At 37.1% G+C, this 24,517-nt stretch carries 22 protein-coding genes and 1 riboswitch; of the genes, 18 read left to right on the forward strand and 4 right to left on the reverse strand.

Going from position 1 to position 24,517, the window contains the following annotated elements:
- Nucleotides 1–8 precede the first annotated feature (8 nt).
- On the reverse strand, nt 9–260 hold the full coding sequence (locus tag ACZDYH_RS21825) for a hypothetical protein (RefSeq protein ID WP_000927500.1): 252 nt from the start codon (nt 258–260) through the stop codon (nt 9–11).
- A gap of 275 nt (nt 261–535) precedes the next feature.
- A riboswitch (purine riboswitch) is annotated at nt 536–637 on the forward strand.
- Between the two features lie 110 nt (nt 638–747).
- Here ACZDYH_RS21825 and purE point away from each other — a divergent pair.
- The 12 genes from purE (at nt 748) to purD (ending at nt 13,693) form a co-directional block, all read left to right on the forward strand.
- The gene (gene purE / locus ACZDYH_RS21830; protein ID WP_000839365.1) at nt 748–1,233 is read left to right on the forward strand and encodes a 5-(carboxyamino)imidazole ribonucleotide mutase; all 486 of its coding nucleotides are present in this window, start codon (nt 748–750) and stop codon (nt 1,231–1,233) included.
- Complete coding sequence (gene purK / locus ACZDYH_RS21835; protein WP_000196774.1) at nt 1,230–2,381, forward strand: 5-(carboxyamino)imidazole ribonucleotide synthase; 1,152 nt, start codon at nt 1,230–1,232, stop codon at nt 2,379–2,381. The genes purE and purK overlap by 4 nt, the downstream gene beginning before the upstream one ends.
- Nucleotides 2,378–3,685: an adenylosuccinate lyase gene (gene purB / locus ACZDYH_RS21840; RefSeq protein WP_000625682.1), complete on the forward strand. Its 1,308-nt coding sequence runs from the start codon at nt 2,378–2,380 to the stop codon at nt 3,683–3,685. Before purK ends, purB begins: the two co-directional genes overlap by 4 nt.
- Before the next feature lie 88 nt (nt 3,686–3,773).
- Nucleotides 3,774–4,493 (forward strand): phosphoribosylaminoimidazolesuccinocarboxamide synthase, encoded by a 720-nt coding sequence (gene purC, locus ACZDYH_RS21845; RefSeq protein WP_474887165.1) that lies wholly within the window; start codon nt 3,774–3,776, stop codon nt 4,491–4,493.
- Nucleotides 4,486–4,740 carry a phosphoribosylformylglycinamidine synthase subunit PurS gene (gene purS / locus ACZDYH_RS21850; RefSeq protein WP_000278823.1) on the forward strand — a complete coding sequence of 85 codons (255 nt, stop codon included), beginning with the start codon at nt 4,486–4,488 and terminating at the stop codon, nt 4,738–4,740. The genes purC and purS overlap by 8 nt, the downstream gene beginning before the upstream one ends.
- The gene (gene purQ / locus ACZDYH_RS21855; protein ID WP_000666774.1) at nt 4,737–5,420 is read left to right on the forward strand and encodes a phosphoribosylformylglycinamidine synthase subunit PurQ; all 684 of its coding nucleotides are present in this window, start codon (nt 4,737–4,739) and stop codon (nt 5,418–5,420) included. Before purS ends, purQ begins: the two co-directional genes overlap by 4 nt.
- Nucleotides 5,404–7,623 carry a phosphoribosylformylglycinamidine synthase II gene (gene purL / locus ACZDYH_RS21860; RefSeq protein WP_000055564.1) on the forward strand — a complete coding sequence of 740 codons (2,220 nt, stop codon included), beginning with the start codon at nt 5,404–5,406 and terminating at the stop codon, nt 7,621–7,623. Before purQ ends, purL begins: the two co-directional genes overlap by 17 nt.
- Entirely contained in the window at nt 7,608–9,023 is a 1,416-nt protein-coding gene (purF, locus tag ACZDYH_RS21865; RefSeq protein WP_000879025.1) for an amidophosphoribosyltransferase, read from the forward strand. Before purL ends, purF begins: the two co-directional genes overlap by 16 nt.
- 105 nt (nt 9,024–9,128) lie before the next feature.
- Nucleotides 9,129–10,169, forward strand: coding sequence for a phosphoribosylformylglycinamidine cyclo-ligase (gene purM, locus ACZDYH_RS21870; RefSeq protein ID WP_001262439.1), 1,041 nt, complete (start codon nt 9,129–9,131; stop codon nt 10,167–10,169).
- Entirely contained in the window at nt 10,166–10,753 is a 588-nt protein-coding gene (gene purN, locus ACZDYH_RS21875; protein WP_000088589.1) for a phosphoribosylglycinamide formyltransferase, read from the forward strand. The genes purM and purN overlap by 4 nt, the downstream gene beginning before the upstream one ends.
- A gap of 24 nt (nt 10,754–10,777) precedes the next feature.
- Nucleotides 10,778–12,313 carry a bifunctional phosphoribosylaminoimidazolecarboxamide formyltransferase/IMP cyclohydrolase gene (gene purH / locus ACZDYH_RS21880; RefSeq protein WP_088362278.1) on the forward strand — a complete coding sequence of 512 codons (1,536 nt, stop codon included), beginning with the start codon at nt 10,778–10,780 and terminating at the stop codon, nt 12,311–12,313.
- 108 nt (nt 12,314–12,421) lie between these two features.
- Nucleotides 12,422–13,693: a phosphoribosylamine--glycine ligase gene (purD, locus tag ACZDYH_RS21885; protein WP_088362279.1), complete on the forward strand. Its 1,272-nt coding sequence runs from the start codon at nt 12,422–12,424 to the stop codon at nt 13,691–13,693.
- A 36-nt stretch (nt 13,694–13,729) separates the two neighbouring features.
- Here the strand turns inward: purD and ACZDYH_RS21890 are convergent, their stop codons facing one another.
- The 3 genes from ACZDYH_RS21890 to ACZDYH_RS21900 form a co-directional block, all read right to left on the reverse strand.
- Nucleotides 13,730–13,894, reverse strand: a complete 165-nt coding sequence (locus ACZDYH_RS21890) for a type II toxin-antitoxin system antitoxin (protein ID WP_001085171.1) — start codon at nt 13,892–13,894, stop codon at nt 13,730–13,732.
- A gap of 15 nt (nt 13,895–13,909) precedes the next feature.
- The gene (locus ACZDYH_RS21895) at nt 13,910–14,755 is read right to left on the reverse strand and encodes an SPFH domain-containing protein (protein WP_000660670.1); all 846 of its coding nucleotides are present in this window, start codon (nt 14,753–14,755) and stop codon (nt 13,910–13,912) included.
- A 219-nt stretch (nt 14,756–14,974) separates the two neighbouring features.
- Entirely contained in the window at nt 14,975–15,352 is a 378-nt protein-coding gene (locus ACZDYH_RS21900) for a YgaP family membrane protein (protein WP_000812346.1), read from the reverse strand.
- A 337-nt stretch (nt 15,353–15,689) separates the two neighbouring features.
- Here ACZDYH_RS21900 and pcrB point away from each other — a divergent pair, with 337 nt between their 5' ends.
- The 6 genes from pcrB to pruA all read left to right on the forward strand — a co-directional run bounded on the left by pcrB (nt 15,690) and on the right by pruA (nt 24,447).
- Complete coding sequence (gene pcrB / locus ACZDYH_RS21905) at nt 15,690–16,379, forward strand: heptaprenylglyceryl phosphate synthase (RefSeq protein WP_000272097.1); 690 nt, start codon at nt 15,690–15,692, stop codon at nt 16,377–16,379.
- Nucleotides 16,380–16,391: 12 nt separating this feature from the next.
- The gene (gene pcrA / locus ACZDYH_RS21910; RefSeq protein ID WP_140421541.1) at nt 16,392–18,641 is read left to right on the forward strand and encodes a DNA helicase PcrA; all 2,250 of its coding nucleotides are present in this window, start codon (nt 16,392–16,394) and stop codon (nt 18,639–18,641) included.
- A gap of 14 nt (nt 18,642–18,655) precedes the next feature.
- Nucleotides 18,656–20,665 (forward strand): NAD-dependent DNA ligase LigA, encoded by a 2,010-nt coding sequence (gene ligA, locus ACZDYH_RS21915; protein WP_000031450.1) that lies wholly within the window; start codon nt 18,656–18,658, stop codon nt 20,663–20,665.
- Nucleotides 20,666–20,681: 16 nt separating this feature from the next.
- Nucleotides 20,682–21,878 carry a CamS family sex pheromone protein gene (locus tag ACZDYH_RS21920; protein ID WP_000717027.1) on the forward strand — a complete coding sequence of 399 codons (1,197 nt, stop codon included), beginning with the start codon at nt 20,682–20,684 and terminating at the stop codon, nt 21,876–21,878.
- 96 nt (nt 21,879–21,974) lie between these two features.
- Complete coding sequence (locus ACZDYH_RS21925; protein WP_000391974.1) at nt 21,975–22,745, forward strand: TSUP family transporter; 771 nt, start codon at nt 21,975–21,977, stop codon at nt 22,743–22,745.
- A 154-nt stretch (nt 22,746–22,899) separates the two neighbouring features.
- On the forward strand, nt 22,900–24,447 hold the full coding sequence (pruA, locus tag ACZDYH_RS21930; RefSeq protein WP_088362282.1) for an L-glutamate gamma-semialdehyde dehydrogenase: 1,548 nt from the start codon (nt 22,900–22,902) through the stop codon (nt 24,445–24,447).
- The last annotated feature ends 70 nt before the right edge of the window (nt 24,448–24,517 follow it).

Genomic DNA, 24,517 nt, shown 5'->3' on the forward strand with positions numbered 1-24,517 from the left:
GTTTATTTTTATTTACCGAATGCTATAATCCGTAAATTTAATAAAGCTACAGACGAAAAAAGAATGAAGTAGAGACTCTTTAAAATAATAGTAATGATTTTTTGTGTTCCTGATTTTCCTAATGTCGCTAAAGTAATACTTAAAATAGGACACATTATTTCTATCATAAGTATATATTTTAAATAATGAGATGCTATAAATAAGTATTTAATAATTACAGAAATTACTGCAATAGAGAAAAATAAATAGGATAATAGCATAGTTCTTTCTTTAACAGTTATCCTCCTTAGAAATTAAATCGTTATAATAATACAAGAGTGTATATATTTTGATTAAAAACATACTGAAGTGCTATTTAAACGATAAATACATAAAATAGATCTCTAGAAATATATATTCTAATTCCCTTTTCTTCTTGTATATAGTTGCAATTCTTCTTTTGAATATAACTAAAACACGAACGTTATTGACTGCTAATAAAAAAACATTCGATTATTTATTGACATTGTTTATGAAATATTGTTAATATAGCCATAGAAACAATAATATAAGACCTCATATAATCGCGGGGATATGGCCTGCAAGTCTCTACCTAACGACCGTTATTCGTTAGACTATGAGGGAAAGTCACTCGGTATTTTTCTATTCACAAGGGATACGTATGCCTGAGTAGAGCGCTTTCTCTCATAGTAAAAGAGAAACTGTTCTATTTCAGGCTTTTTTTATTTGAATCGGGGGGATTCTAATATGAAATCACTAGTTGGAGTCATAATGGGAAGTACGTCAGACTGGGAAACAATGAAATATGCTTGTGACATTTTAGATGAATTAAATATACCGTATGAGAAAAAAGTTGTATCCGCTCATCGGACTCCGGATTATATGTTTGAATATGCAGAGACGGCTCGTGAACGTGGATTGAAAGTTATTATTGCTGGAGCTGGTGGAGCAGCACATTTACCAGGAATGGTTGCAGCGAAGACAAATCTTCCTGTAATTGGAGTTCCAGTTCAATCAAAAGCATTAAACGGCTTAGATTCATTATTATCCATCGCCCAAATGCCAGGAGGTGTTCCAGTTGCAACTGTTGCAATTGGTAAAGCCGGTTCAACGAATGCTGGATTACTTGCCGCACAAATACTTGGATCATTTCATGATGATATACATGATGCATTAGAATTGAGACGAGAAGCGATTGAAAAAGATGTGCGTGAAGGTAGTGAGCTAGTATGACGAGAATCATTTTACCTGGAAAAACAATCGGTATTATTGGAGGCGGCCAGCTAGGAAGAATGATGGCATTGGCAGCTAAGGAGATGGGATATAAAATTGCTGTTTTAGATCCTACAAAGCATTCGCCATGTGCACAAGTTGCTGATATTGAAATTGTTGCACCATATGATGATTTAAAAGCAATTCAGCATTTAGCAGAGATAAGTGATGTTGTCACATATGAATTTGAGAATATTGATTATAGATGTTTACAATGGCTTGAAAAACATGCGTACTTACCACAAGGTAGTCAGTTGTTAAATACAACGCAAAATCGTTTTACAGAAAAGAATGCGATTGAGAAGGCTGGGTTACCAGTAGCAACGTATAGATTAGTTCAAAATCAAGATCAGCTTACAGAAGCAATTGCTGGGTTATCATTCCCTTCCGTCTTAAAAACGACGACAGGTGGATATGATGGGAAAGGGCAAGTTGTTTTAAGAAGTGAAGCTGATGTTGAGGCAGCAAGAAATCTTGTGGATAAAGCAGAATGTATTTTAGAGAAATGGGTGCCTTTTGAAAAAGAAGTATCAGTTATTGTGATTCGTAGTGTAAGTGGTGAAACAAAAGTGTTTCCAGTAGCAGAAAATATTCATGTAAATAACATTTTACATGAATCTATCGTTCCAGCTCGCATTACAGAAGAGCTTTCTCAAAAAGCAATTGCGTATGCAAAGGTACTTGCGGATGAATTAGAACTTGTGGGAACACTAGCTGTAGAGATGTTTGCTACAGATAATGGTGAGATTTATATTAATGAATTAGCGCCAAGACCTCACAATTCAGGACACTATACACAGGATGCATGTGAAACGAGTCAATTTGGTCAACATATTCGAGCAATCTGTAATTTACCTCTAGGAGAAACAAATTTGTTAAAACCAGTTGTCATGGTAAACATTTTAGGCGAACATATAGAAGGGGTCCTAAGACAAGTGAATAGATTAACCGGGTGCTATTTACACTTGTATGGAAAAGAAGAAGCAAAAGCACAGCGAAAAATGGGGCATGTTAATATTTTAAATGATAATATTGAAGTCGCTCTAGAAAAAGCAAAGAGTTTGCATATTTGGGACCATCAAGAACAACTGTTGGAGGGAAAAAGATGATTAGTCGTTATACACGCCCTGAAATGGGTGCGATTTGGACGGAAGAGAACAAATTTAAAGCGTGGTTAGAAGTTGAGATTTTAGCTTGTGAAGCATGGGCTGAGCTTGGCGATATTCCAAAAGAAGATGTTAAAAAAATTCGTGAACATGCATCATTTGATATTGATCGTATTTATGAAATTGAAAAAGAAACACGTCATGACGTAGTTGCATTCACTCGTGCTGTATCAGAAACGCCAGCATTAGGCGAAGAACGTAAATGGGTTCATTACGGTTTAACATCTACAGATGTAGTAGATACAGCATTATCTTACATCTTAAAACAAGCGAATGAAATTATATTAAAAGACTTAGAGAACTTTGTAAGCATTTTAGCTAACAAAGCGAAAGAGCATAAATACACAATCATGATGGGAAGAACACACGGTGTTCATGCAGAACCAACGACATTTGGTTTAAAACTTGGTCTTTGGTATGAAGAGATGAAACGTAACGTAGAGCGTTTCAAACAAGCTGCTGATACAGTTCGTGTTGGTAAACTATCTGGTGCGGTTGGTACATATGCAAATATCGATCCATTCGTAGAAAAATATGTTTGTGAAAATTTAGGATTAGAAGCAGCACCAATTTCAACACAAACATTGCAACGTGATCGTCACGCACACTACATGTCAACACTTGCACTAATTGCAACATCTATCGAAAAGATGGCAGTTGAGATTCGTGGTTTACAAAAGAGTGAAACACGTGAAGTTGAAGAAGCTTTCGCAAAAGGTCAAAAGGGTTCTTCTGCAATGCCACATAAACGTAATCCAATTGGTTCTGAAAATATGACTGGTTTAGCTCGTGTTATCCGCGGTTATATGATGACAGCTTACGAAAATGTTCCATTATGGCATGAGCGTGACATTTCTCACTCTTCGGCAGAACGCGTAATTTTACCAGATGCTACAATCGCATTAAATTACATGTTAAATCGCTTTGGTAATATCGTTAAAAACTTAACTGTATACCCAGAGAATATGAAACGTAATATGACAAGAACATACGGCTTAATTTATTCTCAGCGCGTAATGCTTACACTAATCGACAAAGGTATGGTACGTGAAGAAGCTTATGATATCGTACAGCCTAAAGCGATGGAAGCTTGGGAAACACAAGTACAATTTAAAGAGCTTGTAGAAGCTGATGAGCGTATTACAAGCAAGTTAACACAAGAAGAGATTAATGAATGCTTCAACTATGAGCATCATATGCAACACGTTGATACAATCTTTGAACGCCTTGGATTAAACGAAGCGTAAAATTTCATATGGCACAGAATAGAGTCATTCTGTGCCATTCTTTATAAAAATATTATTCACATTTTTCAAACTACAGGGGGCTTGCGAAATGCAAAAGCTAGAATTGCTGTATGAAGGTAAGGCAAAAAGAATTTATCGTACAGAATCAGCAGATATGGTTTGGGTAGAGTACAAAGATAGTGCGACTGCTTTCAATGGGGAGAAAAAAGAGACGATTACAGGAAAAGGTCGTTTGAACAATGAAATTACAACTTTATTGTTCAGAAAGTTACAAGAAGTGGGAATTAAAACACATTTTGTTGAGAAGTTATCTGAAACAGAACAACTTGTTAAAAAAGTGAGTATTATTCCTTTAGAAGTTGTCACAAGAAATGTAATTGCAGGAAGTCTTTCAAAACGATTAGGAATGGAAGAGGGAACTGTACTTGCAGAACCAATCGTAGAATTTTACTTCAAAGATGATGATTTAGGAGATCCGCTTGTAACGGAAGATCATATTCGTGTATTAAACGTTGCATCGCCAGAGCAAGTAAGTGTATTACGAGATATGGCTCTACAAATCAATCAAGTGTTGATTGATCATTTCGCAAGCTGTCGTGTAAGATTAGTAGATTTCAAATTAGAGTTTGGTGTAACGGAAGAAGGAGAAATCATTTTAGCGGATGAAATTTCACCAGATACTTGCCGTTTATGGGATGAAACGAGCAATGAAAAGTTTGATAAAGATGTATTCCGTCGTGATCTTGGAAATTTAACAGATGCTTATGAAGAGATTTTAAAACGTTTAGGGGGATTTTCACATGTATAAAGTTAAGGTATATGTAACATTAAGAGAAAGCGTATTAGATCCACAAGGAACAGCAGTAAAAGGAGCACTTCATAGTCTTTCATTCACAGAAGTACAAGACGTTCGAATCGGAAAGTACATGGAACTAACAATTGATAAATCTGTATCTGATTTAGATAGCAAGGTAAAAGAAATGTGTGAAAAACTATTAGCGAACGTTGTAATGGAAGACTTCCGTTATGAAGTTGAGGAGGTTGTCGCACAGTGAAATTTGCCGTAATAGTATTTCCGGGTTCGAACTGTGATGTCGATATGTTCCATGCAATTAAAGATGAGCTTGGCGAAGAAGTAGATTACGTTTGGCACGATACAGAGAATTTAGATGAATATGACGCAATTCTACTACCAGGTGGATTTTCTTATGGTGACTACTTACGCTGCGGTGCTATCTCTCGCTTTGCTAATGCAATGAAAGCAGTGCAAAAAGCTGCTGAGCAAGGAAAGCCGATTTTAGGTGTATGTAATGGATTCCAGATTCTTGTTGAATCAGGATTACTACCAGGAGCGTTAATAAGAAACGAAAACTTAAAATTTATGTGTCGCACTGTTCAGTTACGTGTTGAAAATAATGAAACGATGTTTACATCACAATATGAAAAAGATGAAATAATTAATATTCCAATCGCGCATGGTGAGGGGAATTACTATTGTGATGAAGCGACTCTTAAACAATTAGAAGAGAACAATCAAATCGCATTCCGTTACGTAGAAAACCCTAACGGTAGCGTTTCAGATATTGCTGGTATTGTAAATGAAAAAGGAAATGTACTTGGTATGATGCCGCACCCAGAGCGTGCTGTAGATGAATTACTTGGCGGTGCTGAAGGGTTAAAAGTCTTTCAATCTATCTTAAAACAGTGGAGGGAAACATATGTCGTTAATGCTTGAACCAAATCCAACACAAATTAAAGAAGAGCGTATATATGCGGAAATGGGGCTAACAGACGAAGAGTTTGCCATGGTTGAAAAGATTTTAGGTCGTCTGCCAAATTATACAGAAACAGGGTTATTCTCTGTAATGTGGTCTGAACATTGTAGTTATAAAAATTCAAAACCAGTTCTTCGTAAGTTTCCAACTACAGGTGAGCGCGTTCTGCAAGGACCTGGAGAAGGTGCTGGAATTGTAGATATCGGTGATAATCAAGCAGTTGTATTTAAAATGGAAAGTCATAACCATCCTTCAGCTATTGAACCATATCAAGGAGCTGCAACAGGTGTTGGTGGTATTATTCGTGACGTATTCTCTATGGGAGCACGCCCGGTAGCTCTATTAAACTCACTTCGTTTCGGTGAATTACAGTCACCACGTGTGAAATATTTATTCGAAGAAGTAGTAGCAGGAATTGCAGGATACGGTAACTGCATCGGTATTCCGACTGTTGGCGGCGAAGTACAATTTGATCCATGTTATGAAGGAAATCCACTTGTAAATGCAATGTGCGTAGGTTTGATTAACCACGAAGACATTAAAAAAGGGCAAGCGCACGGTGCTGGTAACACAGTAATGTACGTAGGAGCATCAACTGGTCGTGACGGTATTCACGGTGCAACATTCGCGTCGGAAGAACTATCTGAAAGCTCAGAAGCGAAACGTCCAGCGGTTCAAGTAGGGGATCCATTTATGGAAAAGCTTCTTATTGAAGCGTGTTTAGAATTAATTCAATCCGATGCACTTGTTGGAATTCAAGATATGGGTGCGGCTGGTTTAACATCATCATCTGCAGAAATGGCAAGTAAAGCAGGAATGGGTATTGAAATGTACTTAGATGATGTACCACAGCGTGAAACAGGAATGACACCATATGAAATGATGCTATCTGAATCACAAGAGCGTATGTTAATTGTCGTGAAAAAAGGTAGAGAACAAGAAATAGTAGATTTATTTGAGAAGTATGGTCTTGCAGCGGTTACGATGGGGAAAGTAACAGAAGATAAAATGCTTCGTTTATTCCATAAAGGTGAAAAGGTAGCTGAAGTTCCAGCAGATGCTTTAGCAGAAGAAGCACCAATTTATCATAAGCCATCAAAAGAAGCAGCATACTTTGCTGAATTCCAAGCAATGAAAATGGAAACGCCAAAAGTAGAAAATTATAAAGAAACGTTATTCGCTTTATTACAGCAACCAACAATTGCAAGTAAAGAGTGGGTATACGATCAATACGATTACCAAGTTCGCACAAGCACAGTTGTTACGCCAGGTTCAGATGCTGCAGTTGTACGTGTACGCGGTACAGAAAAAGGATTAGCAATGACGACAGATTGTAACTCTCGCTACATTTATCTAGACCCAGAGATGGGCGGTAAAATTGCAGTAGCAGAGGCAGCGCGTAATATCGTATGTTCTGGCGGAGAGCCACTTGCAATTACAGATTGCTTAAACTTCGGTAACCCAGAAAAACCAGAAATCTTCTGGCAGATTGAGAAATCAGTAGACGGTATGAGTGAAGCTTGTCGCACATTACAAACACCAGTTATCGGCGGAAACGTATCGATGTATAACGAGCGTAGTGGTGAAGCTGTATATCCAACACCAACTGTTGGGATGGTCGGACTTGTGCATGACTTAAAACATGTAACAACACAAGAGTTTAAGCAAGCTGGTGATTTAGTGTATGTAATTGGTGAGACGAAAGCTGAGTTTGGCGGAAGTGAATTACAGAAAATGATTCACGGCAAAATTTTCGGTCAATCACCAAGTATCGATTTAGATGTAGAATTAAAACGCCAAAAACAAGTATTAGAAGCAATTCAAGCTGGTCTTGTTCAATCTGCACATGATGTTGCTGAAGGTGGTTTAGCAGTTGCGATTTCAGAAAGTGCAATTGGTGCTAAAGGCTTAGGTGCTACTGTGAAATTAGATGGAGAAGCAACAGCAGCATTATTCGCTGAATCACAGTCTCGCTTCGTGATAACTGTAAAACGTGAAAATAAAGAGGCGTTTGAGAAAGTGGTAGAAGCAATCCAAGTTGGAGAAGTAACAAGTACAAATGAAGTAACAATTCATAATGAAGAAAATGAAGTATTACTTACAGCAAATGTAGATGAAATGAGAAAGGCTTGGAAAGGGGCAATCCCATGCTTGCTGAAATAAAGGGGTTAAACGAAGAATGTGGCGTTTTCGGAATTTGGGGGCATGAAAATGCAGCACAAGTTTCATACTACGGATTGCACAGTTTACAGCACCGTGGGCAAGAAGGCGCAGGCATTGTCGTAAATAATGGGGAAAAAATCGTCGGTCACAAGGGGTTAGGTTTAATATCAGAAGTGTTTTCAAGAGGTGAGCTAGAAGGATTAAATGGAAAATCAGCGATCGGACATGTACGATATGCAACAGCTGGTGGAAGTGAAGTTGCTAACGTTCAACCATTGTTGTTCCGTTTTTCCGATCATAGTATGGCGTTAGCTCATAACGGAAATTTAATTAACGCAAAAATGCTTCGTCGTGAATTAGAAGCAGAGGGCAGTATTTTTCAAACTAGTTCAGATACAGAAGTACTTTTACATCTTATTAAACGTAGTACAAAAGATTCTTTAATTGAAAGTGTAAAAGAAGCTTTAAACAAAGTGAAAGGTGCGTTTGCGTATCTTTTACTAACTGGAAATGAAATGATCGTTGCATTAGATCCGAATGGGTTCCGTCCGCTTTCAATTGGAAAGATGGGGGATGCTTACGTTGTAGCATCTGAAACATGTGCTTTTGATGTAGTAGGTGCAACATACATTCGCGATGTAGAACCGGGTGAATTACTTATCATTAATGATGAAGGAATTCACGTAGATCGTTTCACAAACGATGTAGAACATGCAATTTGTAGTATGGAATATATTTACTTTGCACGACCAGATTCTAATATTGCTGGTGTTAACGTCCATGCAGCACGTAAGAATATGGGGAAACGTTTAGCGGCAGAAGCTCCTATTGAAGCAGATGTTGTTACTGGTGTACCAGACTCTAGTATTTCAGCTGCGATTGGCTATGCGGAGGCGACAGGTATTCCATATGAGTTAGGATTAATTAAAAATCGTTACGTTGGACGTACGTTTATTCAACCTTCTCAAGAACTGCGCGAGCAAGGGGTTAAGATGAAGCTTTCCGCAGTAAGAGGTGTAGTTGAAGGGAAACGAGTTGTTATGATTGATGACTCTATCGTAAGAGGAACGACAAGTAAACGAATTGTTCGTATGCTTCGTGAGGCTGGAGCGACAGAAGTTCACGTAAGAATTGCTTCACCACCTCTGAAATATCCATGTTTCTATGGCATTGATATTCAAACGAGAAAAGAATTAATTGCAGCAAATCATACAGTAGAAGAAATCCGTGAAATGATCGGAGCAGATTCTTTAACATTTTTAAGTGAAGATGGATTAGTAGATGCAATTGGACGTCCATATGAAGGGAAATATGGCGGCCTATGCATGGCTTACTTTAATGGGGACTATCCAACAGCTCTTTATGATTATGAGCAAGAGCTTTTAGAAAGCATGAAATAAGAAAAGTGAGAAAAGCTTCTACTTCTTTTGATGTAGGAGCTAGATCCTTTCTTAAAATAGCCCGCCCTGGATGGGGAGAAATTAAAAGACGAGGTGTAAATAACGATGGCGAATGCATATAAGCAAGCAGGAGTAGATATTGAAGCTGGATATGAAGCGGTATCTCGCATGAAAAAACACGTACAAACAACTATGAGAAAAGAAGTACTAGGCGGTTTAGGCGGTTTTGGAGGTATGTTTGATCTATCAAAATTTGCATTAGAAGAACCTGTATTAGTATCTGGAACAGATGGCGTGGGAACGAAATTGATGCTCGCTTTTATGGCAGATAAACATGACACAATTGGTATTGATGCAGTAGCAATGTGTGTAAATGATATTGTTGTCCAAGGAGCAGAGCCGCTTTTCTTCCTTGATTATATTGCTTGTGGTAAAGCTGAACCTAGTAAAATTGAAAACATCGTCAAAGGTATATCAGAGGGCTGTCGCCAAGCTGGTTGTGCATTAATCGGTGGAGAAACAGCTGAAATGCCAGGAATGTATTCTACGGAAGAATATGATTTAGCTGGTTTTACAGTTGGGATTGTTGATAAAAAGAAAATTGTAACAGGTGAAAAGATTGAAGCTGGTCACGTGCTAATTGGCTTAGCATCTAGCGGTATTCATAGCAATGGTTACTCTTTAGTACGAAAAGTGTTATTAGAAGATGGGGAACTATCTTTAGAGCGTATTTATGGCCGCTTAGAACTACCTCTTGGTGAAGAATTATTAAAACCAACGAAAATTTATGTCAAACCTATTTTAGAACTATTGAAGAAACATGAAGTATACGGTATGGCGCATATTACAGGTGGTGGATTTATTGAAAATATTCCACGCATGTTGCCAGAAGGAATCGGTGCTGAGATTGAACTAGGATCTTGGGAAATTCAGCCGATCTTTAGTTTGCTTCAAGAAGTTGGAAAACTGGAAGAGAAAGAAATGTTCAATATTTTTAACATGGGTATTGGTATGGTAGTAGCAGTGAAGGAAGAAGATGCAAAAGATGTTGTTCGTCTTCTTGAAGAGCAAGGAGAAATGGCTCGTATTATTGGACGTACTATACAAGGAGCTGGCGTTACTTTTAATGGGGGCACAGCACTATGAGTAGATTAGCAGTTTTTGCTTCTGGAAGTGGATCTAACTTTCAATCTCTCGTTAATGCGGTAGAAGAAAAAAGATTGGATGCAGAAATTAGTTTATTAGTATGTGATAAACCAGAAGCACGAGCTGTTGGACGGGCAAATTATCATCATATTCCGTGTTTTGCTTTTTCAGCGAAAGCATATGAGTCAAAAGAAGCGTTTGAAAAAGAGATATTAAAGAAGCTAGAAGAATATGAAATTGATTATGTTATTTTAGCTGGATATATGCGTTTAATCGGGCCGACGTTACTAGAAGCATACGGCGGGAAGATTATTAATATTCATCCATCATTACTACCGAGCTTTCCGGGTAAAGATGCTGTCGGTCAAGCGTTAGAAGCAGGTGTGAAAGTAACTGGAGTAACAATTCATTATGTAGATGCAGGTATGGATACAGGGCCAATTATTGCACAAGAAGCAGTGGTTGTTTCTGAAGGGGATACGAGAGAAAGCTTACAAAAGAAAATTCAACAAGTTGAACATAAATTATACGTAAATACAGTGAATCAAATTGTTCAGTCTGTGAAAGAATCAACTGTTAACTAACATACAACCAGGGGTGAAGGATAAATGAAAAAGCGTGCATTAGTAAGTGTTTCAGATAAAACAGGAGTAGTAGAATTTGTTAAAGGGTTACTAGAACAAGGGATTGAAGTTATTTCAACAGGTGGTACGAAAAAGTTACTAGAAGAAAATGGCTTACAAGTAATCGGCATTTCTGAAGTAACTGGTTTCCCTGAAATTATGGATGGCCGTGTGAAAACATTACATCCAAATATTCATGGTGGTCTATTAGCAGTTCGTGATAATGAAACACATGTAACACAAATGAATGAGTTAGGTATAGAGCCAATTGACTTTGTTGTTGTTAACTTATACCCATTTAAAGAAACAATCGCTAAGCCTGATGTAACATTTGCTGATGCAATTGAAAATATTGATATCGGTGGCCCGACAATGATTCGCTCTGCTGCGAAAAATCATAAATTCGTATCTGTAATTGTAGATCCAGTAGATTATGATATTGTGTTAGCAGAACTGAAAGAGAACGGTGAAGTAGCAGAGGAAACAAAACGTAAACTAGCAGCGAAAGTATTCCGTCATACAGCAGCGTATGATGCGTTAATTTCTAACTACTTAACAGAGCAAATGGGTGAAGAAAGTCCAGAAACATTAACGGTGACATTTGAGAAAAAGCAAGACTTACGTTATGGCGAGAACCCACATCAAAAGGCAACTTTCTATAAAGCGCCATTCGCAGCAACTTCTTCTGTTGCATACGCAGAACAATTACACGGTAAAGAATTATCGTATAACAATATTAATGATGCAGACGCAGCGCTTAGCATCGTAAAAGAATTTACAGAACCAGCAGTAGTAGCAGTAAAACATATGAATCCATGTGGTGTTGGAGTAGGAACTGATATTCACGAAGCATATACTCGCGCTTATGAAGCAGATCCAGTATCAATTTTCGGCGGTATTATTGCAGCAAATCGTGAAATTGATAAAGCTACAGCAGAAAAGTTACATGAAATTTTCTTAGAAATTGTTATCGCACCTTCGTTCTCGCAAGAAGCTTTAGAAGTGTTACAAAGTAAGAAGAACTTACGTTTATTAACTATAAATATTGAAAAAGCGACAAGTGCAAGCAAAAAACTAACTTCTGTACAAGGTGGACTTCTCGTTCAAGAAGAAGATACGTTATCATTAGATGAAAGTACAATTTCAATTCCAACGAAACGTGAACCTTCAGAGCAAGAATGGAAAGATTTAAAACTAGCTTGGAAAGTTGTAAAACATGTGAAATCAAACGCAATTGTTTTAGCGAAAGATGACATGACAATTGGCGTCGGTGCGGGACAGATGAACCGTGTAGGTTCTGCAAAAATCGCAATTACACAAGCTGGTGAAAAAGCACAAGGTAGCGCACTTGCATCTGATGCTTTCTTCCCAATGCCAGATACATTAGAAGAAGCAGCAAAAGCAGGAATTACAGCAATCATTCAACCAGGCGGATCAATCCGTGATGAAGATTCTATTAAAGTGGCAGATACTTATGGGATTGCTATGGTGTTCACTGGCGTACGTCATTTCAAACACTAATAGAGGATGTTTAAAAAGTCCGGTTAAGATAACCTTTTATTGATATGAAAAAGCAAACTAGGAGCATAGCTTCTAGTTTGTACTTATTTAATTATTGGGGGATGAAATATGAATGTTTTAGTAATTGGCCGCGGTGGGCGTGAGCATGCTTTAGCTTGGAAGTTTGCACAATCTGAAAAAGTAGAAAAGGTATATGTAGCACCAGGTAATGAAGGTATGAGAGATGTTGCAATACCAGTTGATATTGATGAAAATGATTTTGATGCATTAGTTTTATTTGCCAAAGAGAATAATATTGAGTTAACTTTCGTTGGACCAGAAATTCCACTTATGAATGGAATTGTTGATCGTTTTAAAGAAGAGGGACTTCGCGTATTTGGTCCGAATAAAGCGGCTGCTGTTATTGAAGGTAGTAAAGCTTTTACAAAAGAGCTTATGAAAAAGTATGATATTCCAACTGCGGCGTACGAAACTTTTACAGATTATGAAGAAGCGGTACAGTACATTCAAAAAGTTGGTGCACCAATCGTTATTAAAGCTGACGGCCTAGCTGCGGGTAAAGGGGTAACGGTAGCAATGACGCTTGAAGAGGCATTACAAGCTGTGAAAGAAATGCTACAAGATGTGAAATTCGGCGCGGCAAGTAAGAAGGTCGTTATTGAAGAGTTTTTAGATGGACAAGAATTTTCATTAATGGCATTCGTGAATGGAACAACTGTACATCCAATGGTAATCGCCCAAGATCATAAAAGAGCTTTTGATGGTGATAAAGGTCCAAATACGGGCGGAATGGGTGCATATTCTCCAGTACCACAAATTCCAGAATCAGTAGTTCAAGAAGCGATTCAAACCGTATTACATCCAACTGCTAAGGCGATGATTGCAGAAAACCGTTCGTTTACAGGTATTTTATACGCAGGTCTTATTTTAACAAATGATGGTCCGAAGGTAATTGAATTTAATGCACGCTTCGGTGATCCTGAAACAGAAGTTGTATTACCTCGCTTAGAAAATGATTTAGTTGACGTATGTAACGCTGTATTAGATGAAAGTGAACTAACGTTACAATGGTCAGAAGAAGCGGTAATCGGTGTTGTACTTGCTTCTAAAGGATATCCAGAAGCATATAAAAAAGGTGATATTATTAGTGGACTAGATGCACTGCAAGATGTGATTGTTTTCCATGCAGGTACAGCAATGAAACATGGGGACTTTGTAACGAACGGTGGCCGTGTATTATTTGTTGCTTGTAAGGCAAATAGTTTACAAGAAGCAAAAGATAAAGTATATAAAGAAATCGGTAAAATTGAGAGTGATGGTCTATTTTATCGAAGTGATATAGGATATCGTGCAATTGGGCATGAGATGACGAAAAGTTAATATGTAAAAATCCCGCTGAGGAATCAGCGGGATTTTTTATGCATCTTTATCTTTTTTTAATTTCCCTTTTTGCTTTGCCATTTCTCGAAGTAAATACTCGATGTGTGCATTGACGCTACGAAATTCATCATTTGCCCATTTTTCGATGACTGCGTGTAATTCAGGATCAATACGTAATGGAAAGCTTTTCTTTTTAGCCATAATTACTTATAGCCCTTAGTATAGGCTTCCTGTATTAATAACTGGTTGCGCACCTTTATCTGAAACGATGGCAACTAATAAGTTGTTTACCATATTTGCTTTACGCTCGTCATCGAGTTCTAGTACGCCTTCTTCATCTAACATATGGATGGAATCTTTCGCCATCTTCACAGCACCTTCAACAATTTCTTTTCTAGCAGCTAATACTGCTTTTGCTTGCTGGCGTTGTAGCATTGCATGGGCAATTTCTGTTGCGTAAGCTAAGTGCGTTAAACGAGTTTCTAATACTTCTACACCAGCAATTTCAAGACGCGCCTCTAACTCACGTTTTAATTCTTCAGAGACTTCTTCAGTATTTCCGCGTAACGTAACGCAGGTTTCATCTTGGAAATTGTCATAAGGATATTTTGTTGCAACATGGCGGATTGCCGTTTCGCTTTGAATTTCTACAAATCGATCATAATGTTCAACACCAAACATTGCTTTTGCAGAATCAACAACTTTATATACGATAACAGCTGCAATTTCAATTGGATTTCCATCAACGTCATTTACTTTTAATTTTTTACTGTTAAAGTTTTCAACACGTAAAGATACAGTTTGACGGAATGCGAACGGAATCGTTAAAAATAAACCGTTTTGACGAATTGTTCCTAAATAATTACCGAAGAACGTAATAACCTTCGCTTGATTCGGTTGAACAATACCGATACCTGTAGCGAGAACTGCGGCTAATATAATAGTTAGTGCCGCTCCTATGAAAATTTCTTGTGCAAGGAAAAATACACCGATAGCAGCTAAAATCAAAATTCCAATAATACCGAGAAAACCATTTACATAAAATACTTGTTTTTCTTTCATATGATCGCCTCCTGATATAAAAATGATATCACTTTTATATCATTTTAAGCAAGAGGTATGCACCTAATTTTCTGAATTTTATTGATTGATATCTTTTATATACATTTTAAGGTCAAAAAAGAGAATGTACGTTCTGTTTTATGGTAAAATAAAGAAGACTTAACCGCCCACTGCAGCAGCTAAGTCCCTTTGAGAGCATCTTGCATCGTGACAAATGATTCAAAGCGGTTTTGCCAGGATTATATTTTCAATCGCTGACTCAATCTCTTTGTCAGAAGCGTCATAACTTCCTTTTGACTTTGGCTTGTCATGAGTGGAAGTTTGATTCACTTCTTCTTTAGCATGTCCTTTTTCAGCAAAATTCATGCTAGGCATTTTAAATGCCCCCATATTCATGTATTTTCCGAATTTCCACATTTCAACAACAGGGCAGAAACGAACAATTCCTTCTGCAACTTTCATTGCACCAATCCATAGAAAAATGTTAGACCAAGTGCACCACGGCTTGCGTACAAGTTTAGTTGCACTACATCCGAAGAGGACAAGCCCAAGTGTAATTCGAATTAGAGCGTTTATTGTCCCGATATTTTGCTTCATTAGAAAAACACTCCTTTTTATGAAAGTTGAAATAGATAATACTATTTCTTTTATTAGTATCCCGTTTGATTTTTGGGATATGTAATCCAACATTTGACGTGGAAAAAGATGTTGGAATGTGCGTGTGTGTAAGTAACTTTTTTTGTTATAATGAAAGAATGCATAAAAGGAACTTCAAAATTAAATCCTCTAGTTTAAAAAATATGGAAGAGGTAATTCCAAACTTAATTCTCCGTTTTAAACAAATATTTAAGATGAAGTTAAAACAATAATGATGAAAATAAACTGTTATTTTGAACAGAAATATATATAACTAGAGAAAAGGAAGGGTGTTTTCATGTACGATATTTCCGGATGGAAACATGTATTTAAGCTTGATCCAAATAAGGAGTTAAGCGATGAACATTTAGAAATGATTTGTGAGTCTGGAACTGATGCGGTTATTGTAGGCGGAAGTGATGGAGTTACAATTGATAACGTATTACACATGCTAGTTAGCATTCGTAGATATGCAGTTCCTTGTGTATTAGAGGTTTCTGATGTAGAAGCAATTACACCAGGATTTGATTTTTATTACATCCCAAGTGTTTTAAATAGCCGAAAAGTAGAATGGGTAACAGGTGTTCATCATGAGGCATTGAAAGAATTTGGGGATATTATGGACTGGGACGAAATTTTTATGGAAGGGTATTGTGTTTTAAATCCAGAAGCGAAAGTAGCCCAGCTTACAGAAGCGAAATGTGATTTAACAGAAGATGACGTTATTGCATATGCTCGTTTAGCAGACAAGTTATTACATTTACCGATATTTTATTTAGAATATAGCGGTACATATGGAGATGTTGAACTTGTTAAAAATGTAAAAGCAGAATTGAAACAAGCTAAGTTATACTATGGCGGTGGTATTTCTAATGCAGAACAGGCGAAAGACATGGCACAATATGCTGATACAGTAGTTGTTGGAAATATTATTTATGATGATATAAAATCGGCGTTAAAAACAGTTAAAGCAGTAAAAGGAGAGTAGGTGCAGGCGTATATGAGTATGACAGATAGATTATTAAACGGTTTAAATCCACAGCAACAAAAAGCAGTCCAAACAACGAATGGACCACTTCTATTAATGGCAGGTGCAGGTAGTGGTAAGACACGTGTGTTAACACATCGTATTGCGTATTTACTTGGTGAAAAAGGTGTAGCACCATGGAATGTACTAGCTATTACCTTCACAAATAAAGCAGCTCGTGAAATGCGTGAGCGTATTGATACACTTGTGGGACCAGAAGCAGAAGATATTTGGATTTCGACGTTCCATTCTATGTGTGTACGTATTTTACGACGGGATATCGATCGTATTGGTATTAATCGTAACTTTACAATCTTAGATTCAGGCGATCAGCTAACTGTAGTCAAAAAAATTATGAAAGAGCGCAATATTGATCCGAAGAAATTTGAGCCGCGCTCTATTTTAGCGGGTATTAGTAATGCGAAAAATGAACTGTTATCTGCGGATAAATATGCAAAAAAAATTACAATGGCTGATCCATATGAAAAATTAACGAGCGATGTATACACAGAGTATCAAAAACGTCTTTTGAAAAATAATTCATTAGACTTTGATGATTTAATTATGACCACGATTCAGTTATTTGAACGTGTTCCAGAAGTATTAGAGTTTTATCAGCGTAAGTTCCAATATATTCACGTTGATGAGTATCAAGATACGAACAAAGCGCAATATCTTCTTGTTAAACATTTGGCAGCGCGTTTTAAAAATCTTTGCGTTGTAGGTGACTCTGACCAGTCTATTTATCGCTGGCGTGGTGCAGATATTTCTAACATTTTGTCGTTCGAAAAAGACTATGAGAATGCACAAGTAATTTTGTTAGAACAAAACTATCGTTCGTCACAAAATATTTTAAATGCAGCGAATGCTGTTATTGAAAAAAATACGAATCGTAAGCCGAAGAAATTATGGACAGACAATCAAGTTGGAAGTAAAATCTCGTATTATCGTGCTGCAACTGAAAAGGACGAAGCGTATTTTGTTGCGAAAAAAATTCGTGACGATATTCAAATGGGGAAACGAAAATATACTGATTTTGCAGTGTTATATCGTACGAATGCTCAGTCTCGTATGGTCGAGGAGATTTTCCTTAAATCTAACATTCCGTACAAAATTGTCGGGGGTACGAAGTTCTACGATCGTAAAGAGATTAAAGATATTTTGGCGTACTTACGTTTAATCGGTAATCCAGATGATGAAATTAGTTTTGCACGTATTATTAACATGCCAAAGCGTGGTATTGGTGCGACTTCTATCGATAAAATTATTAATTACGGTGTGCAAAACGGAATTTCATTAACTGCTGTATTTGATGAAATTGAGCATGTTGGAGTAAGTGCAAAAATTACAAAGGCAGTAAAAGAATTTGCGAATTTATTAAATAACTGGGTAAATATGCAAGAGTATTTATCTGTTACAGAATTAGTAGAAGAAGTTATTGAAAAAACAGGCTATCGCGATATGTTGAAAAATGAACGTTCTTTAGAAGCGGAAGGTCGTTTAGAAAACTTAGACGAGTTCTTATCTGTTACGCAAACATTTGAATCTCAAAGCGAAGATAAGAGCCTTGTTGCATTCTTAACAGATTTAGCACTTGTTGCTGATATTGATCGTGTAGATGAAGACCCAACTGCTGGTGAAGAAGTTATTTTAATGACGATGCACTCAGCGAAAGGATTAGAGTTCCCGGTTGTCTTTATTGTTGGCTTAGAGGAAGGGATATTCCCTCATACTCGTTCTCTTATGGAAGAGGATGAAATGCAAGAAGAACGTCGTCTTGCTTATGTAGGTATTACCCGTGCAGAAGAAGAGCTATATTTATCTAACGCGCAAATGCGTACTTTATTTGGTAGAACAAGTATGAACGCTGCGTCTCGATTCATTACAGAAATCCCGACAGAACTAGTGGAATCATTAAATGAAACAACGCCAAAGCGTGAAACATCGTTTGGTGCAAAAGGCAGAACGGCAAGTAGCGGCAAAACGACAATCACAACGACAACACGCTCTCGTTCAGCTTTCGCGCGCCCTGCAGCTAAGACGACAGGCGGCGAACAAATTGGCTGGGCAGTAGGAGATAAAGCTTCCCACCAAAAATGGGGAGTCGGTACAGTTGTAAGTGTAAAAGGTGAAGGTGATGCAAAAGAATTAGATATTGCATTCCCAAGCCCAATTGGTGTTAAACGTTTGTTAGCAAAATTTGCACCTGTGACGAAACAATAGAAAGGAATGAGGATATGTCAAAAGAGATAGCAAAAAAACGTATAGAAGAACTGCGTGATTTATTAAATACATTTAACTATCAATATCACGTATTAGACAATCCTTCTGTTTCTGATGCGGAATATGACCGTAATATGCAGGAGCTTATAAAATTAGAAGCAGAGAACCCAGAGTTTATGAGTGAAGATTCTCCCTCCGTTCGCGTTGGGGGGACTGTTCTTGATATATTTGAAAAAGTAACACATAAGTCACCAATGTTAAGTTTAGGAAATGCATTTAACGAAGGAGATTTACGTGATTTCGACAGAAGAGTACGTCAAGGAATTGATGGTGCGAATGTAAGATATATATGTGAATTAAAAATTGACGGGCTTGCCGTTTCGCTTCATTATGAAAAAGGGCGCTTCATTCAAGGGGCGACACGTGGTGATGGTGTAACGGGTGAAGATATTACTCAAAATTTAAAAACGATTAAAGCTATCCCACTTCGTTTAAATGAAGAAGTAACGTTAGAAGCACGAGGCGAAGCTTATATGCCGAAGCGTTCATTCGTTAAACTAAATGAAGAAAAAGAGCAAAATGGAGAAGATGTATTTGCGAATCCGCGTAATGCAGCAGCAGGTTCAATACGTCAACTTGATCCGAAAATTGCAGCGAAGCGTAACTTATCTATGTTTGTGTACGGTCTTGCGAATGTAGAAGAAAAAACAATTCCATCACATAGTGAATCGCTTGATTTCTTAGGTGAACTTGGATTTAAGACAAATCCAAATCGCCGTACATGTGAAACAATTGAAGAAGTTATAGCTTATGTAGAAGAATGGCAAGAAAAACGTCCGCATCTTGATTATGAGATTGATGGAATCGTTATAAAAGTAGATGATGTTGCCCTTCAAGAAAGTCTAGGAACTACAGCGAAGAGTCCAAGATGGGCGATTGCTTATAAATTCCCGGCTGAAGAAGTTGTAACGAGATTAACAGGCATTGAATTAAGTGTTGGCCGAACAGGAGTTGTAACACCGACTGCAGAACTAGAGCCAGTGAGAGTTGCTGGTACAATTGTTCGTCGTGCTTCTTTACATAACGAAGATTTAATTCGTGAAAAAGACATTCGAATTGGTGACTACGTTGTTGTGAAGAAGGCTGGAGATATTATTCCTGAAGTTGTGAACGTTATTTTTGATAAGCGTACTGGTGAGGAAGAAGAATACCGCATGCCAACTCATTGTCCAGCATGTGAGAGTGAACTTGTTCGTTTAGAAGAAGAAGTAGCACTTCGTTGTATAAATCCAACTTGTCCTGCTCAAATTCGAGAAGGGTTAATCCATTTCGTTTCAAGAAATGCAATGAATATTGATGGACTTGGGGAACGTGTCATTACACAACTCTTTGATGCTGATTACATTCGTACATTTGCTGATTTATATGCATTGACGAAAGAGCAATTATTACAGTTAGAACGTTTTGGTGAAAAATCAGCAACAAACTTAATACAAGCAATTGAAAATTCTAAAGAAAACTCGTTAGAGCGATTATTATTTGGTCTTGGAATTCGCCACGTTGGAGCGAAAGCAGCACGTACATTTGCAGAGCACTTTGAAACGATGGATGAGCTTGTAAAAGCAACGGAAGAAGAACTAAAAGCAATTAATGAAATTGGCGAAAAAATGGCTCAATCTGTTGTGACATATTTTGATAATGAAGATGTATTAGAGTTATTACAGCAGTTTAAAGAGTATGGCGTGAATATGACATACAAAGGTATAAAAATTGCAGATTTACAAAATGTTGAATCTTACTTCGCAGGAAAAACGGTTGTTTTAACAGGTAAGCTAGAAGTTATGGGGCGAAGTGAAGCGAAGAAGAAGATTGAGGCATTAGGTGGAAAAGTAACGGGAAGTGTTAGTAAGAGTACGGATTTAGTTGTTGCAGGTGAAGCGGCTGGTTCGAAATTAGCACAAGCGGAGAAACATAATGTTGAGGTTTGGAATGAAGAGAGGTTCTTACAAGAGCTAAATAAGTAAGAGGTGCAAACTTACCATGAAAAAAATAGCATTAGCGGTATTAAGCCTTGGCCTACTTGTAAGTGGGTGTAGTGCAGGTGCCGACAAAGATGAAAAAGTGGCTGAGAAATCGGGGAAAGCAAAAGAACAATCAGTTGTTCCAAAATACGCTATTTCGGATGAATATTATAAGACGACTATTCCATTTGATGGTGGAAAGGCACGTGGTTTAGTCGTGCAAGGGTTAAATAGTCGTCTTGATATAGATGAATTTGAAACAGGGTTAATGCGAATTGCAAAAGAATCATTTAGTACGAAAGATAATTTTTTAAAAGGCGGAAAAGCTCTAGATACTCAAACTATACAGATGCTTGTTAAAAGAAAACGTACAGATGCTGAACAAAAGGAACTAGAGGACAAATTAAAAAAAGATGCAGTTAAATTTCCTAATATAGGATTAAACCCTGCATTAGGAACAGGATCCGAATCACTAGAAGTGAAAAATAAAAAAAATCCAATATATATTTCGAATATTTTAGAGCATGATTATTATGTGAAAAAAGGCGATAACGACGAGGAACGCGTTGGTATGGTAGTTGGATTAGCGATGAATTCTGTTCAATATTTTAACGAAGAGCATGGTTATCCACGTGAAGCTGCAATCCCGGATGAAAAGATGTTAGCTGAAGGGAAAAAAATGGCGCAAGAAATTTTGAAAGTCATACATCAAAAAGAACCTGAAACCAAAAATATTCCAATAACATTTGCGATTTATCGCCAAGCTCCAAAGTCTTCGCTCGTGCCAGGTAATTTTGTTTCTTATGCGAATGTTGAAAAAGGTAGTGAAACGGTTGAAGATTGGAAACAAATTAATGAAAAATATTATTTGTTTCCATCAGAGCAAGCGAAAACAGATAATAAACGTGAAGACCTTGCAAGAGTATCCAACTTTAAGGCAAAACTAAGCGATTATTTCCAAGGCGACTATACAGCTGTTATTGGTACTGGTATGTATAGAGATGATGAATTAAGAGAAATGAAGCTTGATATTCCTGTCCAGTTTAATGGAAAAGCTGAAATAGTTGGGTTTACACAATATGTGGCAGGGCTTGTTATGGAATACTTCCCGAATTATATGAAAGTACAAGTAACGATTAAATCTGTAGAACGCCCAGAAGCTATTATTATACGTGAAGCAAAACAAGATGAACCACTTGTGAAGATTTTAGATTAAATATGAAGGCTGTTCCTCTATGGAACAGCTTTTTTTCTTATGTAATTTTGTTATAATTTAAAATGTTGTAAAAAATAGGGGTAAGGGGTAAATCTCATGGAAGAATTAAGTTTTCAAGTCATTATTTTATTAATTGCATTCGGTTTTTTAGCAGCTTTTATTGATTCCGTTGTTGGAGGAGGAGGGTTAATTTCGCTTCCTGCACTTATGTTTGTTGGCTTATCGCCAGCTTCGGCAATTGCAACGAATAAATTAGCGGCAACAATGGGGACGTTTACGAGTGCGATGTATTTCATTCGATCAGGAAAAGTTGATTTTAAAATTGTAGGAAAGTTAATCCCGTTAACTATTGTTGGAGCTGTTGCAGGTGCTTTAGTAGTAAAATTTATTCCACCGGATATTTTACGCCCATTAGTACTTGTAATGTTGGTATTTATTGCTATTTATATTATTGCAAAAAAGAATTGGGGAAGTGTGTCTACCTATAAGAAGATGACGCAAAGAAAAACATTAATATTTTTCTTTGCTATTTTAATGATAGGATTTTATGATGGATTTTTTGGGCCAGGGACAGGGTCGTTTTTAATTTTTGCATTTTTATTAATTGGCTTGGATTTTATTCAAGCGGCAGCATCTGGAAAACTTTTGAACTTTGTTAGTAATATTGTATCTTTAATTACTTTTTTATTTTTAGATATAATTCATTTTGAATACGGTATTATCATGGGATTATCAATGATCTTAGGTGCTTATTTTGGATCGAAGTTTGCGGTTCAAAAAGGTGTTGGATATGTAAGGACTTTATTTTTATTAGTTACTATATTATTGATCGGGAAAAATGTTTTGGAATATACTCATATTTTGTAGATTCATACGCATGTATGAATCTCTTTTTTTTATTATATTTTAAAAATTTATTAATTTTTAAAATATAAGTCTAGGAATATTTGAATAAATCTAAATTATCGTGTAGAATAATGTTGTAAAATGTAAACGTTTTTCTAAGGGGAGGCTAAAAAAAATGGTAGTAGCATACAAACATGAGCCATTTACAGATTTTTCAGTGGAGGCTAACAAATTAGCGTTTGAAGAAGGTTTAAAGAAAGTAGAATCTTATCTTGGACAAGACTATCCATTAATTATTGGGGGAGAAAAAATCACTACAGAAGACAAAATTGTTTCTGTAAACCCTGCAAATAAAGAGGAACTTGTTGGTCGTGTTTCAAAAGCAAGCCGTGAGTTAGCTGAAAAAGCAATGCAAGTAGCGGATGAAACATTCCAAACTTGGAGAAAATCAAAGCCAGAAATGCGTGCAGATATTTTATTCCGTGCTGCAGCAATCGTTCGTCGCAGAAAACATGAATTCTCTGCTATTCTTGTAAAAGAAGCAGGTAAGCCATGGAATGAGGCAGATGCTGATACAGCAGAAGCAATCGATTTTATGGAATATTATGGTCGTCAAATGTTAAAATTAAAAGACGGTATTCCAGTAGAAAGCCGTCCAATTGAATATAATCGTTTCTCTTACATTCCATTAGGAGTAGGTGTTATCATTTCTCCTTGGAACTTCCCATTCGCAATTATGGCAGGTATGACAACAGCTGCTTTAGTTTCTGGTAACACAGTATTACTAAAACCAGCTAGTACAACTCCTGTAGTAGCAGCGAAATTTATGGAAGTATTAGAAGAAGCTGGCTTACCAGCTGGCGTAGTAAACTTCGTTCCAGGTAACGGTTCTGAAGTTGGTGATTACTTAGTAGATCATCCTCGTACACGTTTCGTAAGCTTCACGGGATCTCGTGATGTAGGTATCCGCATCTATGAGCGTGCAGCGAAAGTAAACCCAGGACAAATTTGGTTAAAACGCGTTATCGCTGAAATGGGCGGTAAAGATACAATCGTTGTTGATAAAGAAGCAGATCTTGAATTAGCAGCTAAGTCTATCGTTGCATCAGCATTCGGATTCTCAGGACAAAAATGTTCTGCATGTTCTCGTGCAGTAATCCATGAAGATGTATATGATCATGTATTAAATCGTGCTGTTGAATTAACAAAAGAATTAACAGTTGCTAACCCAGCAGTATTAGGTACAAACGTGGGTCCTGTTAATGACCAAGCTGCATTCGATAAAGTAATGAGCTATGTTGCAATTGGTAAAGAAGAAGGTAGAATCTTAGCAGGTGGCGAAGGAGACGATTCTAAAGGCTGGTTCATCCAACCAACAATCGTTGCTGACGTTGCAGAAGATGCTCGCTTAATGAAAGAAGAAATCTTCGGACCAGTAGTAGCATTCTGTAAAGCGAAAGACTTCGATCATGCACTTGCAATTGCAAATAATACGGAATACGGTTTAACAGGTGCTGTTATTACTAACAACCGTGACCATATTGAAAAAGCACGCGAAGACTTCCACGTTGGTAACTTATACTTCAACCGTGGATGTACTGGTGCAATCGTAGGTTACCAACCATTTGGTGGCTTTAACATGTCTGGTACAGACTCTAAAGCTGGTGGACCTGATTACTTAGCACTTCACATGCAAGCAAAAACTACTTCTGAAACTTTATAAGAAATAGTAGAGGAGCTCTTCACAGAATGTGAAGAGCTCCTTTTAAAATTGAAATCCTATATATTACCAT

Source organism: Bacillus sp. EB V-12 (assembly GCF_056158125.1).